The following is a 14272-nucleotide window of genomic DNA, read 5'->3' on the forward strand; positions in this document are numbered from 1 at the left end:
ATGGCCCCGCACGGTCGCTATGCCCCCACCAAGACTGCCTTTATAAAGCCCTTTAAAAATAACCATACCATAATATAAATTTACATTATGGTTACCTTGTGCCATGTACGGAGAAGCGCCCAGTAGTAGCGCTTCAGCAAGGTCGACATTAAACCAGGATAAAAACCATAAATGGGGAGCAAAGGTGCAAGATTTCACCGACACAGTTGTTGTCGTTACCGGCAGCGCTAGCGGCATAGGCAAGGCACTGGCCCAGGCGTTTCTCGCGGGAGGCGCCAAGGTAGTGCTTTCTGATGTCGAAAAAACAGCATTGGATAAAACCGCCGCCGAGCTTAGTGCCAACGGCGGCGTGGTACTCGCCCGTATTTTCTACCCTTCTGGCGGCATTTTGCCAACCGGAATTTGGACCACGCGCCGCAACCGTCCCGCCGAATTAGCGCGCGAGAAGCCAGCCCCCGCTGGCGGCGAAATAACCTTTGACGAATTCATGACAGGCATGAAAGAAATTGGCGTTGAACTGCCAGTTCAAGATTTAGATGAATTAGCTGCATTTGCCCTAGACGGTATACGCAAAGAAGATTTTGTCATTATGATTGGCCGCGAAACGATGGAAGCAACACTCGTAGCGCGCGCCAAAAAGCTGGCTAACGGCCAGTGCCCGATCGAACACGGTCTACACGGCTAAGACTGCGCCGGGCCATCCTCTCTTGGGCAATGCCCGGCCGGTTTCACTGCTGTCGTTTAGGCTGCTGTCACCCCAAGCCGGAGGGCCAAAATGAACAGCCGCCTCGCCTCATGGCACCAGGCTATTAGCGCTAAAACGCCGCCCTAGACACCCTTCTCCCTGACACCGCAGTATTTTATTCACCCGTTGTGCATAGCCCGCAAGTGGGCAAAGGCGTGACCATGATGTATCTAAGCGCCGCCTTTCATGTTTTGGCCAACGACAGTTTTCACTATGTTCGCGAAGTCGTAGACGGCCAAAACGCCGTTCTCGAATTTGTTGTGGAAGTGGACGGCGTCACCGTAAACGGTGTCGACATGATTCACTGGGATGAAAACGGTAAGATCGCCGATTTTAAGGTGATGCTCAGACCCTACAAAGCAATCAATCTTATCAAGGGTAAAATGCGGACAATGCTAACAAGCCTATAGTCGCTTATTGCAGCGCCTGCGCAGGTATATCCACAAGCTCCAATAAGCCTGTGTTGAGCGGCAAGCTCGTCGGTAGGCTCAGCGAGCCAACAGTATCTAGTAGCAAACCACCAAGGACCACGCCCGCACCGAGCCGGCTCAGGGTATCATCGAACAGACTACCATTGAGCATATCGCCGCCACAGCCACAAGAATTAGGGCGCAAGTATGAAGTGCGCGAGCCACCAAGCTTAAACATCTTCAACTCCAATTAATCCCAGTGTGCACTGCATTTTCAGTAGGACTCAAAATACCAGAAAACCCGACTAAAAATCCCTCAGCTCGACACCGCCCAATGGCCCAGTACGCGGCATCTCATCGTTCAACTGCCTTAATAACAGACATTAAGCAGTGCCTGACGCCCCAAACCTCCTAGCCAGAAAGCCAACAAGTAGCTTAATTTTGGGTGACAAATGGCGATTATGGGGAAACAGCGCCCAAATCCCCTCCTCAGGCTCACGGTAGTGATCGAGTAAGCTAATCAAGCGCCCTTCGTGGAGAAAAGCTTGAACGTAGTAGTCCGGCAATTGAATCACGCCAAGGCCTTTTAAGGCGGCATCAACCAGCGCATAACCACTATTACAGTGGATGCGACCCGACACCCGAACATTGCGAGATTTTCCGCCCTCCTCAAAGCGCCAGAAATCCGACGCGCCCACCAAGCAATTATGCTGCTCCAACTCTGCCAGCGAGTGTGGAATACCGTAGCGATCTAAATATTCGGGCGCCGCGCAAACAAAGCGGGTGCGCGCCGCGAGCTTTCTGGCCATCATCGCCGAGTCCCTTAAGTTGCCAATGCGAATCGCCACGTCATATCCTTGCGTAACAAGATCGTCTAGCTGATTACTGAGATCACAGTGCAGCTCCAGTTCTGGGTAAAGCAACAGAAAGTCATTAACCAGCGGCATGACACTTTCCTCACCAAACGTGGTCGGTGCCGTCATCTTAATTTTACCCCGCGGCGTGGTTTGCAGGTCTAAAATCGCGCGCTCCGCCTCATCCAGACCATCCATTAAACTGCGACAGTGCTGATAATAGACCCCGCCATTTTCGGTCATCACCACCTTACGGGTGCTACGAAAAAACAATTTAGCCCCCAGACGATTCTCTAAAGCACTGATTTGTCGGCTTACCTGCGCTACCGACACAGCCAAGCGTGCCGCCGCAGCGGTAAAGCTACCGGTCTCGGCCACGGCCACAAATTCAGCCACCCCTTGCCACTGACTCATTATTACATTCTCGAAAAAGTGTTTTACATATAACCGCAATTATCACTTATACGGAAACAATTACAATGGCACTCAGAAGCCGACCACCACTTTCACGCTATTGGGAGAAATCGCAATGTCTGAGCAATTCATTAAATCCAAAGCCGCTGTGGCTTGGGGCCCCGGCCAGCCACTAAAAATTGAAGAAGTGGATGTCATGCTGCCCAAAGCGGGCGAAGTGTTGATTAAGATTATCGCTACTGGTGTCTGTCATACCGATGCATTCACCCTCTCTGGCGATGACCCAGAGGGAATATTCCCGACAATTCTCGGCCACGAGGGCGGCGGTATCGTTGAGCAAGTTGGCGAAGGCGTGAGCAGCGTAAAGGTCGGCGACCATGTCATCCCCCTCTACACGCCTGAGTGCGGCGAGTGCAAATTTTGCAAATCGGGCAAGACCAATCTCTGCCAGAAAATTCGGGCAACCCAAGGCAAAGGCCTGATGCCCGACGGCACCACCCGGTTTTACAAAGATGGCCAGCCGATTTACCACTATATGGGCTGTTCCACTTTCTCGGAATACACGGTATTGCCAGAAATTTCCCTAGCGAAGGTAAATCCCGCGGCGCCCCTCGAAGAAGTCTGCTTACTCGGCTGTGGCGTCACCACGGGTATGGGCGCGGTCATGAATACCGCCAAGGTCAAAGAAGGCAACACCGTCGCTATTTTTGGTCTGGGCGGCATTGGGCTTTCTGCGGTCATTGGCGCGGTAATGGCCAAAGCCAGCCGCATCATTGCCCTTGATATCAACGAGAGTAAGTTTGAGCTAGCCCGCAAGCTCGGCGCTACCGACTGCATTAATCCCAAAAATTTCGACAAGCCAATCCAAGAGGTGATAGTAGAACTAACCGACGGCGGCGTTGATTTTTCCTTTGAGTGTATCGGCAACGTCAACACCATGCGCTCGGCGTTAGAGTGCTGCCACAAAGGCTGGGGCGAATCGGTTATTATTGGCGTGGCCGGCGCGGGACAGGAGATCTCAACCCGCCCCTTCCAGCTGGTAACCGGTCGAGTCTGGCGCGGCACCGCCTTTGGTGGCGTGCGTGGCCGCTCAGAACTGCCCGACTATGTTGAACGCTATTTGGCTGGGGAATTTAAACTTAGTGACTTCATCACCCACACGATGCCGCTAGAGGACATTAACGAGGCCTTTGACCTAATGCACGAAGGCAAAAGTATCCGTTCGGTAATTCACTACTAAGCCAACACAGCCCATAAGGCGCGCGACTGCAAGGTCGTGCGAATCACCATGACAATTGAAAATATCAGCAGCAACAAGGTTTTCGGCGGCTGGAACACGCAGTACCGCCACCACTCCATCGCCCTAAATTGCAATATGCGCTTTGCGATTTTTTTGCCACCGCAAATCAACACCGGCAAAAAGGTGCCGGCATTTTATTGGCTATCTGGCTTGACCTGCACCGACGAGAATTTTATGCAAAAAAGCGGTGCCCAGCGTATCGCCGCTGAATTAGGCATTGCCATTATCGCCCCCGACACCAGCCCGCGTGGCGAAGACGTAGCCGACGACGACAGTTACGACCTCGGCAAAGGCGCAAGCTTTTACCTAAATGCCAGTCAAGCGCCGTGGAATCGTCATTTCCATATGTACGATTATATCGTTAAGGAACTGCCGGAACTCATTGAGCAGCATTTCCCCATCTCGACTCAGCGCGCTATTTCCGGTCATTCCATGGGTGGCCACGGCGCCTTGACCATCGCCCTAAAAAACCCGAGGCGCTACACCTCCGTCTCTGCGTTTAGCCCGATAAGCAACCCCATGAACTGCCCGTGGGGAACTAAAGCCTTTAGCGCTTATTTAGGCAATGACAAAGACATCTGGAAAGCATACGACAGCTGCGAACTCATGGGCACGACTACAGAGCTACTCCCAACCCTCATCGATCAGGGCAATGACGACCAGTTTCTTAACGAGCAACTCAAACCCCATTTACTGGCGGCAGCGGCCAAGAAACGAGCCTATCCCCTGCAGTTGAACTATCACGACGGCTACGACCATAGCTATTATTTTATCGCCAGTTTTATTGAATCTCATTTACGCTTTCATCACCAGCACCTATGTTGCTAAGGTCTAAGCAGTTAAATAAAAGACTGCTGAGCTTCCCCATCGGTTCGCCGAATAGTGTCGCGGTGCAAAATGCAGCCTTTTACCTTCAAAATTCCTTGGATTTAGCAGCACTTTCTAGGCAAATACCCCGCGTTCAAACATTCTCGGCACTATACCTACAGCCATACCGATTAACATTGACGGCCTTTATTTCCGAAAAATGAAACTTTCTCACAAAGTTACACTCACAAAATTACGTGCAGGAGAAAATTAAAAACAAGAGCAGGGAGCGCTTCCATTCACGAGTCGAAACCAACGTTTAATTAACGGGTATTGACGAACAATTGGAGGAAATTATGCGTTTTGCATTAACGCCTAAGCTCAACAATATTATTAAATTTACAAGCCTAGGCCTCGGCATATCCTTAGTCAGCGCATGCAATGACTCATCCAACCATCCGGTGCCACCACATGCCGAAACATCAACGGCAACATTCTCGGTAACCGACGCGCCTGTTGACGCCGTGGACGGCGTAAGACTCACCGTCAACCGCCTAGAACTCAAACACGCTGATGGCGATATTATTAAGCTCAATTTTAGCGAGCCGGTGGTCATCCCTAACTTGCTCAATCTAACCGGAAATATCGCTACACCGATCATTTCCGATGCAACCATACCTGCAGGTAACTACCAGTGGATCCGACTTTTCATTGACGGCGGCTACCCCGATTCAACGGTGTCACCAAAACTGGGTAACGAAGCCGATCTATTTATTCCAGGTCAGCAGAACACGAGTAATGTAGAGCAATCACTATTATTAAATTCTGGATTTACAGCGCCAACCGGCCGTGAAGCGGCATTCACAATCGATTTTGTTTTGCGCCAAGCACTCACCAAACCGGCGAATGCAGATTACTACTTATTGCGCCCCGCACTTCGGTTAGTGAATGACGCCGACGTGGGCACTATTGCGGGGACAGTCGACTCAACCGTCATTGCCAGCAACGCGTGTAGTGACCTGAGCGGACACAGCGTCTATTTGTATGAGGGCGACATAAATTCAGCGAACCAAAGACCAGAAGACTTCTATGACCCCAGCATTGCAGCGGATCAGACTAATGCCGAAACGGACGCTGAGGTGGGTGATACAAGCGATTTAGCTAGACCGATTAGCAGTGCGGAAATCACTCAAAATGATAGTGGCGCCTATACCTTCAAAATCGGTTTTGTAGAGGCTACTGCTGCGGGCTACAGCGTCGCACTCACCTGCCAGTCTGCTTTCGACGAGCCAGACAGTGACGACGACATCAATTTCACCAACGCCATTCCGGTAGATGTCGACGCCGGTCAAACTAGCAATGTCAGGTTTTCTGTCGCACCAAACCCACCAAGCAACTAAGGTGAGTATTATGAACTCACCAACGAGGGCGATGCCGCCCTCACTTATGCTAGTGGCTAAGTGAGTTGATAATCCGTCCATTTTAAGCGCCGGGTTCGGCGAATATATTCATACGTCGAACCCGGCCAATTGTTAGTAATTTTATTGCCGTCCTTATACCAGCTCGCCTCAATCGCGTTCCACGCCATCTTGCCCAAGCGTCGCTGCATTTCACTGTTATATTTTTGTTCAGCCTCTGCTTTTACCTCCATCACAGTGTGACCACCGCGATCTAAGGCAGTAATTGCCTCGCAAATATAACGAGCCTGAGACTCTGCCATGATTACGATGGAGTTGTGACCAAGGTTTGTATTGGGACCGTACAACATAAATAAATTAGGGAAACCACTCGTCATCATCCCTAAGTAGGCCTGAGCGCCGCTACGCCAAGCGTCACGCAAATGCGTACCCTTAACGCCACGTATATCCATTGGCGCCAAAAACGGATTGGTTTTAAATCCGGTACCGTAAATAATGACATCAGCTGGGATTTCGCGACCGTCGGTAGTGGTAATGCCGCGCTCAGTCAATTGCGCAATGACGTCAACCTCCAGCTCTACATTCGACCTAGCCATAGCCGCGTAGTAGTCATCAGACATTAGTATGCGCTTCGCGCCCATGGGATAATCAGGTGTTAATTTGGCCCGCAGCACTGGGTCGCCAATATGTTTATTAATATAGCGACGATGCATCCACAAGCCGATTCGGCAATGTAACCGTCGGCGCTGCATTATCGGGTATATCAACAATTCATTTCGCAGCCAAATCCGAAGGCGATAGTAACTCGCCACCAGCGGGACCCGCGCCGACAACCATTGCTCCCATGCCGCGTAGGGTCTATCGAGTTTGGGGATTACCCAACTTGCGCCACGCTGGAACACGGTCAGCTTTGCCGCCTCCGGCGCGATTTGCGGTATAAACTGCAAGGCACTGGCGGCATTGCCAACAACGGCGACGTGTTTATTACTAAGATCCACATCATGCTGCCAGCGCGCGGAATGAAATTGCGGGCCTTTAAACTCACTCTGGCCGGGGATTTCAGGGGTAAATGGGTGATGTAATTGGCCCACGGCGGCCACTAAAAACTGACAACACCACTCCTCGCCGTCAACGCTTCGCAGGCACCAACATTTGCCCTGTTCATCAAATATTGCGCTAGCAACTTCCGTTGCGAAATGAATATGTTCATACAAATTGTATTTTTTGGCTGTACCCTTGAGGTAGTCAAATATTTGCGGCTGCTCAGCCCATTTATATTTCCAATCGGCATTATGCTCAAAAGAATAGCTGTACAGCGCTGACGCAACATCGCACTCCGCACCAGGGTAATGATTTTCTCGCCATGTGCCGCCTACCTCGTCGGCCTTTTCCAAAATCGCGAATACCCGCCTTTTGCAAATAAATAGCGAGGCCCATGCCTGAGAAGCCCGCGCCAATAATGATGATTTTTTTCTTTTTGCTCTCTGACACTCGTCGCCCTCAACTTTCGTGCTTTAGCTTCTCTCGCGATGCGTCATTAGACGCTAGCGTAAAGCGATTATTATGTTTCAAAAATGACCGGATGGCCTCGCAATATCGCGTACCGCGCGCAGCCGATCACGCTAGTTCACGGGTTGGCGCTGTTCCATGGTGCGAGGCAACGGCAACACTGCCACAGCAGACATGGCCAAGCTACCCAACCAAATATGACCATCGTACTCATTAACACTGGTCACCGTATGGTAAATGCCAGCCCCCGACTGCAAATTAAATTTAACACTGCCATCCAAGCCTAAACCGACAACAAAGCCATAGTGATCAGCTGGCACGAGCAGTTCGGCGGGCAAGCCACCAAGTAATTTGCGGATAAATGGGTACGAGGCCAATGCATCTATCTCTTTACTTCGCAACGCGGGCATCGCCACCCAAAAAGTATCAACACCGTTAAAGCTGATATTGTCCGGCATACCGGGCAACCCCTCGATAAACACATCGCTCACGCCGGCTTTTGGTCCCTTTAGCCATAGGCGGCCTACCCGCGACGCACCCGTTTCATTCACCAGCACCCAGTTATCGTCTGGACCGAGGGCAACCCCATTCGCAAAATACAAACCCTGTAAATGCACCTTGGTTTGGCCCGTAGTGGGTATATAACTGAGTAAGCGACCTGTTGCGCTGGCCTCCACTAAATCGAAAATATAATCGTGTAAACCGAAGCGCGTTGAGACATCGCTAAACCAAATGGTACCGTCCTCAGCAACATCGACATCATCAATAAAACGTAAGGAGGGATCATCAGCATAATCGACGAGTGTCGTTATTTCACCAGAGGGTGACACTGACAGTAAACCTTTGAAAGCATCTGCCACAATCAAGTTTCCGCCGCCATCAAACTGCATACCCAAGGGACGGCCGCCGATGTTAACAAACGCCTTAGCAGTAGCGCCTACTACTTGGCCGCCATGAACAACAAAACTGACAATACGACCATCTTGGTAACCCGTATAAAAATCACCAGCAGGGCCTTTTACAATATCTTCTGGCCCCATGCCGATATTCTGCAAATATGTCGTTACCGCTGCCAAGCGTTCATTTGCCGCAAAGTCGCCGCTCAAACCAGCACTAACCGGAACGCTAAACACCACCGGCTGAAGAGGCGAGCGGACATATAACACCAAGCCCGCAGCGAATATGAGGAAAGCCACGATCGCGCACGCGCGTAAAAAGCCTCTCATTACACACCCTCTTATTGTTATTACTTTTTAATTTATCACAATACCGTTATGCTAAATTTGGCATTTGACGACAATCAGGCCGACTCTTTTTTATGGATGTAAGCAATGCGCCCGTTAATACGCACTTCCGCCCTCGGCGGCTACAACGAACTCGTTCGCGAACTAGGTGGACAGCCAGAACCACTGCTACGGCAATTTAATATTGACCCCGAACGACTCGACGATATCAGTTATCTTATTTTCTTCCACAGCTTAATGCAGTTGCTCGAAGCCTCGGCCGAAGAATTGCAATGCCCCGATTTTGGTCTGCGTTTATCCGCAAAACAAACTATGGAAACCCTTGGCCCCATTGCCATTATGGCTCGCACCTCAAATACGGCTGGCGACGCCCTGTTCTGCATTGCCCGCTATATCTCTCACCATAGCCCCGCCATCACTCTAGGGCTAGACAACACATCCGCACCGCAATTCCCGCGGATCACGCTCGACATTAATGTCACGGATTTCCCATATCGCCACCAAACAATAGAAATGGCGATTGGCTTAACAGCCAATATTCACGCCATGTTAACTGAAAATCGCAAACGACCTGAAACCGTGCTATTTCGGCACAGCAGGATCTTAGAGCCAAAGGTCTATAAACGACACTTTGGCTGCCCAGTGCTTTTTAATCAAGACTACAATGCCCTAGTGCTAACCCCGGAGCAACTTGATTTCCCCATTCGCACCGCCGACGCGTTTCAGCGCGACATTATCGCGAATTACCTCATTAAAAAACGTGGTGGCTCACCGCTAAGCTTCATCGAACAAACTAATTTTATTATTAGCCGCCTCTTGCCCACCCAGTGCTGCAATATTAAAAGCGTGGCGAACGAACTGTTTATGCACCAACGCACCCTCCAGCGCCGTTTAAAAGACGAAGGTTATATCTTTGAAGAAATGGTAGACAACATCAGAAAGCAGCATGCCCAAAACTTCCTCGCCGAACGGCGTATGCCTATGGCGCAAATTGCCGCGCTGCTCGGCTACCAAGAGCAAAGTTCTTTTAATCGCGCGGCCAAGCGCTGGTTCGGAGTAAGCCCTAACCACTACCGCAAATCACTGCACACCATCACAGTCGCAACACCGGAGTAAGGCTTTACCGCCACGTCATAGCGTAATTGCCCGATAGCAAGAATATGGACAATAGTCAGAAGTGCTGTCGTCAAATGATAAAAACATGTCGCCAAATGGCAATTATTACTGCCGAAATATCGGCATTCTCCACGCTCATAAAACTGAAGCACAAGATCAGCCCTGCCACCGTTTTAAAGGAATAGTCCATGCAGCAACGTCGCCCACACGCCTATAAGAGTCGCCAGAATCCCTTGCGCGCCGGTATTTTCCTTGCCATTACCAGCTCCACTAGCACTATTTTTGCTGCGCCAATGCTTGAAGAGGTACTGGTTACCGCCCAAAAACGCAGCCAAAGCACTCAGGATATACCCGTAGCGGTTACCGGCTTAACGGGCACCCAGCTCGACAAATACGGTTTTGAGAATGCCAGCGACATTTCTGCGCAGGTTCCCAATATGCAGGTCAGCGGCCCCTATGGCGACATTCAACCCATCTTTGCGATTCGCGGCGTCAGCATGTCTGACTACAGCTCTAACCAAGCCAGCCCGATTGGCGTGTATGTTGACGAAACGTATTTAGCCCCGGTGTACAGCCATGGCGCTAACTTCTTTGACATCGAACGTCTTGAGGTTTTACGTGGCCCTCAAGGTACGCTTTACGGTAAAAACACCACGGGCGGTGCGATCAACATCATCACTCGCACCCCCCAATTTAGTGATGAGCCTAGCAATTACATCAAGCTCGGGGCAGGCAGCTTTAACGCCACCAGCGCTGAAGCGGGCGTAGAAACCCAGCTAATTGGCGGTATTCTCGCGGCACGCGGGGCATTAAGTTTCAAGCGCGACGAAGGTTACGTCGACATTGTCAGCCGCAGTGAAAAAGGTGCCCAAACCGATTTTCAAGGCGGCCGCTTCGCCTTGCATTTTGCGCCCAACGACACCTGGGACGCCGTTTTTAAATACACCGCCTCAGGCAACAACGCCCTGAGCACACCTGCCCGAAATGAAGGTCGCACCGATCTTCTGGGCGCCCCGAACTCAGACTACAACGCCTACTCACGCCAGAGCCGCAATTTAGATTTTCATGAAACTGAAGCCAACGAAGTTGGCGCGCTGATCACCAATACCGACATCCTCGGTTTAACCGTCATCTTTGCCGGCGACGGTTTCGCTATCACCTCGGTATCCTCTTACTATGACGCCGATTATTATCAAAAAGCAGACACCGACGGCTCGCCCAACGACTTGCTCACTATTACTTGGTCGTCCGACACCATCGGCTACAGCCAGGATCTGCGCTTCTCTTCTGAGTTCGACGGCATGTTCAATATCATTGCCGGTGTGTATTTCGGCTATGAAGACCAGTATATGCACAATATCTACGACATCTTTGGCACCCCACCCGATGTACGAGTTGGCGTTGCAAAGCCTGACACGGCGCAGCAATACCCGTTCTTGCTGGATTACGGCATGCTCGACCAACGCATGGAAACCAAAAAAACCAGCTTAGCCGCTTACTCTCAGATGCGTTTTGATTTTACTGACCGCTTCGGTATGGATTTAGGTCTGCGCTACACCAAAGACGGCAACGAACAAACCTACTTCAATATTTCCCGGGTCGGCTATGACGGCAGCCCTAGAGGAACTTATGTACCGGGCAATACCACCGGGGTTGACGATGCCTATATTTCGCTACCACTGTCACAGTCGCAGCTAATTGATATTCTCAGCGATCCAACGCTATTGCTAAACCTACTCAGTATTGGCTATACCCACGGTCCCTACACACTCGATTCGGCGCCCGAGCTCGAGGCAAACGAAGCGGAGTGGACTGGCAAACTGGGCTTTGATTACCGCATAAACGAAGATCTAATGGCCTATGTAAGCGCTAGCCACGGCTACCGAAGCGGCAGCTTTAATGGCGGTGCGTACTACCTCGCCCGTCCAATTGAAACCGCCTATGCATCACCAGAATATATCGATGCCTTTGAAGTTGGCTTCAAAGCGGATCTGCTCGACAACAGCATGCGTTTGAACGCGGCGCTATTCTCCTACGATTACACCGACCAGCAATTTATCAACGTCGTCGGCTTCTCCAACTTCCTTGAGAATGCGGGCAGCTCAAAAATTGCTGGCGCCGAAGCAGAATTGTGGGCACGCATAACAGAAAGACTCACCCTGCAAATTGGCCTAGGCTTTTTGCAAACCGAGTTTTCTGAGCTGACCCTGGCCAATACCGAAACCATCGCGGACGCAGATGACCGAGTTGACCTAAGCGGCAATGAGCTAATCTCAGCACCCAAGCTGAATTACAGCATCTCGCTAGACTACGATATTCTGGTGACCGAAGCGGGCTACCTCACCACCAACCTAAATGGCAACTTCCAGGATGACCAATGGTATAGCGCCTACAACGATCAATACGGCTACGGCGCTATTCGCCAAGACGCCTATTGGTTGTTCAACGCCCGCACCAGCTGGCACGCCGCCGACGACAGTTACTCAGTGTCACTGTGGGCGAAGAACCTGATGGATGAAGAGTACGATAGCTACGCGATTAATTTGCAAGCAGGTTTCGGCCACGACAACTACCTTGCCGGCCCACCGCGGAGCTACGGTGCCGAATTTACATATCGCTTCTAATCCCTTAGCGTTAGCCAGATGACGCTATGCATCTGGCGATAGCAAGCCTCGCACGGACGCGACCTGCTATATACTGCAACGCCCCCTTCTGCTCAGCAACATTCACCTACTGAAGACTGTGCACTCACTACACCGTATCATTGTGGGCTAAAACTTCGTCAACGAAGAATACGATGCCTACGGTATTAATCTGCAGGCCGGCTTTGGTCACGACAAAACCCTGGCGACCAAGCGCCTAATTTTGGTGCCGAGACGAACTATCACTTCGAATAAGTAGCACCAGAGCATTAACACTAAACCTCCATAAAAATATGCTAAAACAATATAACATAAGTGTTAGATGCTCTATTTCCCCTCTCAACACAAGTAACCGATCTCCGAGTTTTCTAACGAAAACACCTAGAATAAGCTGCGCCTTCTACGTATTGAAAGCGCCCTAGCAATAGGCGCAATATTATTCCCTATAAACTCATCCGTTCCGCAACACAGTCGGAATAGGGGCCGTAAGTCTATGCACCCTACAAAGCTTGGCAGCACCCAACCCAGTCCGATTTCGCTGGGAACACTACTGGTATCAGGCGGATTCATTACGACCGACACGCTGAATCAGGCCTTGAGCACCCAGCGCTGGAATCGTCGCCGCCTCGGTGAAGTTCTATTGCAGCGGCACGAACTTTTCCCCCTTGAAAAGCAAGCAATACTCGCCCTACAAAAAAAACTCTCAGCGCAAGCGCTCGAACTCAAGCCCGACGGTAGTATGCCCAAAGCTCTGCAGCTAAGCTTAGGTCAGTTATTGCTAGACAATGGCGAAATCACCCAATCACAATTGGACACTGCTCTAGCCGAACATCGCAGCCAACATCGTCGCCTTGGTGAGGTTTTAATTGATCAACAGGCACTTTCGCCAATTTGCCTCGCACGCTGGCTAAAAATTCAAAAAAAATTAATCAGCGCCGCTGCGGTCGCGGCTTGGATGATGGCGAGCAGTTGCAATGTCGCCGCCGACGAAAATAAAACGAGTCTCTGGAAAAAATTTATCGCAGGAAAATTAACAATAGAAAAGACCCAAAGCAGTAAGCATGCATGGGGACAGCAAGGCACAGAAAAGCCATCTAGCTTGACTATAAAAAATCGGGACCTCAGTGAGTTGAGCCGCAGCAGCGATGGCACGCTCACCCTTCGATTTGGTCACCAAGGTTTGAATATTGTTAAGCGGTTTTAATATTTCGAAGAATGATCACACTAAAAGCGGCGGAAGAGCTCGGTAACGTCTCGAGGGCCTGTAAAGTCATGGGCGTATCGCGAGATACGTTCTATCGCTATCGTGAGTTGGTCGATGATGGCGGAATCGACAATCTGATTAACAAAAGTCGTAGAACCCCTAACTCCAAGAATCGAGTCGATGAGACGATAGAGCAAGCTGTCATTGCCTATGCCATTGAGCAGCCAGCCCATGGCCAGCACAGAACCAGTAACGAACTGCGCAGAATAGGCGTCTTTGTTTCTGGTAGTGGCGTTCGGTCAATCTGGTTACGCAACGGTCTTGAGAACTTTAAAAAGCGGCTCAAGGCGCTAGAAGAGCGCGTAGCTGCTGATGGAATAATTTTGAGCGATGCCCAGGTTGCTGGCCTTGAAAAGAAGAAGCATGATGACGAGGCTTGCGGGGAAATTGAAACCCACCACTCCGGCTACCTTGGCTCTCAAGACACCTTCTACGTGGGCAATCTCAAGGGGGTAGGTCAGATTTATCAGCAGACATTTGTCGACACCCACAGCAAGATCGCTTTCTGCAAACTGTACACGACGAAGGCACTGATAACGGCAGCCGACG

At 50.7% G+C, this 14272-nt stretch carries 13 protein-coding genes; 9 read left to right on the forward strand and 4 right to left on the reverse strand.

The genetic code is table 11. From position 1 onward, the window contains the following. The first annotated feature begins 184 nt into the window (after positions 1-184). Positions 185-685: an SDR family NAD(P)-dependent oxidoreductase gene (locus ABYP33_RS13735; protein ID WP_373091660.1), complete on the forward strand. Its 501-nt coding sequence runs from the start codon at positions 185-187 to the stop codon at positions 683-685. Between the two features lie 188 nt (positions 686-873). Next, positions 874-1155: a nuclear transport factor 2 family protein gene (locus ABYP33_RS13740; protein WP_373091661.1), complete on the forward strand. Its 282-nt coding sequence runs from the start codon at positions 874-876 to the stop codon at positions 1153-1155. A gap of 4 nt (positions 1156-1159) precedes the next feature. Here the strand turns inward: ABYP33_RS13740 and ABYP33_RS13745 are convergent, their stop codons facing one another. Then, the gene (locus ABYP33_RS13745) at positions 1160-1393 is read right to left on the reverse strand and encodes a hypothetical protein (protein WP_373091663.1); all 234 of its coding nucleotides are present in this window, start codon (positions 1391-1393) and stop codon (positions 1160-1162) included. Positions 1394-1538: 145 nt separating this feature from the next. Then, positions 1539-2423 carry a LysR substrate-binding domain-containing protein gene (locus ABYP33_RS13750; RefSeq protein ID WP_373091664.1) on the reverse strand — a complete coding sequence of 295 codons (885 nt, stop codon included), beginning with the start codon at positions 2421-2423 and terminating at the stop codon, positions 1539-1541. A 115-nt stretch (positions 2424-2538) separates the two neighbouring features. Here ABYP33_RS13750 and ABYP33_RS13755 point away from each other — a divergent pair, with 115 nt between their 5' ends. The 3 genes from ABYP33_RS13755 (at position 2539) to ABYP33_RS13765 (ending at position 5930) form a co-directional block, all read left to right on the forward strand. Next, on the forward strand, positions 2539-3663 hold the full coding sequence (locus tag ABYP33_RS13755; protein ID WP_373091665.1) for an S-(hydroxymethyl)glutathione dehydrogenase/class III alcohol dehydrogenase: 1125 nt from the start codon (positions 2539-2541) through the stop codon (positions 3661-3663). A gap of 48 nt (positions 3664-3711) precedes the next feature. Continuing rightward, entirely contained in the window at positions 3712-4551 is an 840-nt protein-coding gene (gene fghA, locus ABYP33_RS13760) for an S-formylglutathione hydrolase (protein ID WP_373091666.1), read from the forward strand. A gap of 335 nt (positions 4552-4886) precedes the next feature. After that, positions 4887-5930 (forward strand): DUF4382 domain-containing protein, encoded by a 1044-nt coding sequence (locus ABYP33_RS13765; RefSeq protein ID WP_373091667.1) that lies wholly within the window; start codon positions 4887-4889, stop codon positions 5928-5930. A gap of 56 nt (positions 5931-5986) precedes the next feature. On the opposite strand, the gene ABYP33_RS13770 is transcribed toward ABYP33_RS13765, so the two are convergent. Then, positions 5987-7342: a flavin-containing monooxygenase gene (locus ABYP33_RS13770; RefSeq protein ID WP_373091668.1), complete on the reverse strand. Its 1356-nt coding sequence runs from the start codon at positions 7340-7342 to the stop codon at positions 5987-5989. A 228-nt stretch (positions 7343-7570) separates the two neighbouring features. Further along, the gene (locus ABYP33_RS13775) at positions 7571-8653 is read right to left on the reverse strand and encodes an SMP-30/gluconolactonase/LRE family protein (protein WP_373091669.1); all 1083 of its coding nucleotides are present in this window, start codon (positions 8651-8653) and stop codon (positions 7571-7573) included. Positions 8654-8788: 135 nt separating this feature from the next. Here ABYP33_RS13775 and ABYP33_RS13780 point away from each other — a divergent pair, with 135 nt between their 5' ends. The 4 genes from ABYP33_RS13780 to ABYP33_RS13795 all read left to right on the forward strand — a co-directional run. Next, positions 8789-9817 carry an AraC family transcriptional regulator gene (locus tag ABYP33_RS13780; RefSeq protein WP_373091671.1) on the forward strand — a complete coding sequence of 343 codons (1029 nt, stop codon included), beginning with the start codon at positions 8789-8791 and terminating at the stop codon, positions 9815-9817. Positions 9818-10005: 188 nt separating this feature from the next. After that, a complete protein-coding gene (locus ABYP33_RS13785) occupies positions 10006-12441 on the forward strand; it encodes a TonB-dependent receptor (RefSeq protein WP_373091672.1) in 2436 nt (811 codons plus the stop codon). Positions 12442-12952: 511 nt separating this feature from the next. Continuing rightward, entirely contained in the window at positions 12953-13663 is a 711-nt protein-coding gene (locus ABYP33_RS13790; RefSeq protein ID WP_373091673.1) for a hypothetical protein, read from the forward strand. Between the two features lie 11 nt (positions 13664-13674). After that, a partial coding sequence (locus ABYP33_RS13795) for a helix-turn-helix domain-containing protein (protein ID WP_373091674.1) occupies positions 13675-14272 on the forward strand: 598 nt, incomplete at its 3' end.

This window comes from Zhongshania sp., assembly GCF_041584495.1.
Lineage (GTDB): Bacteria > Pseudomonadota > Gammaproteobacteria > Pseudomonadales > Spongiibacteraceae > Spongiibacter.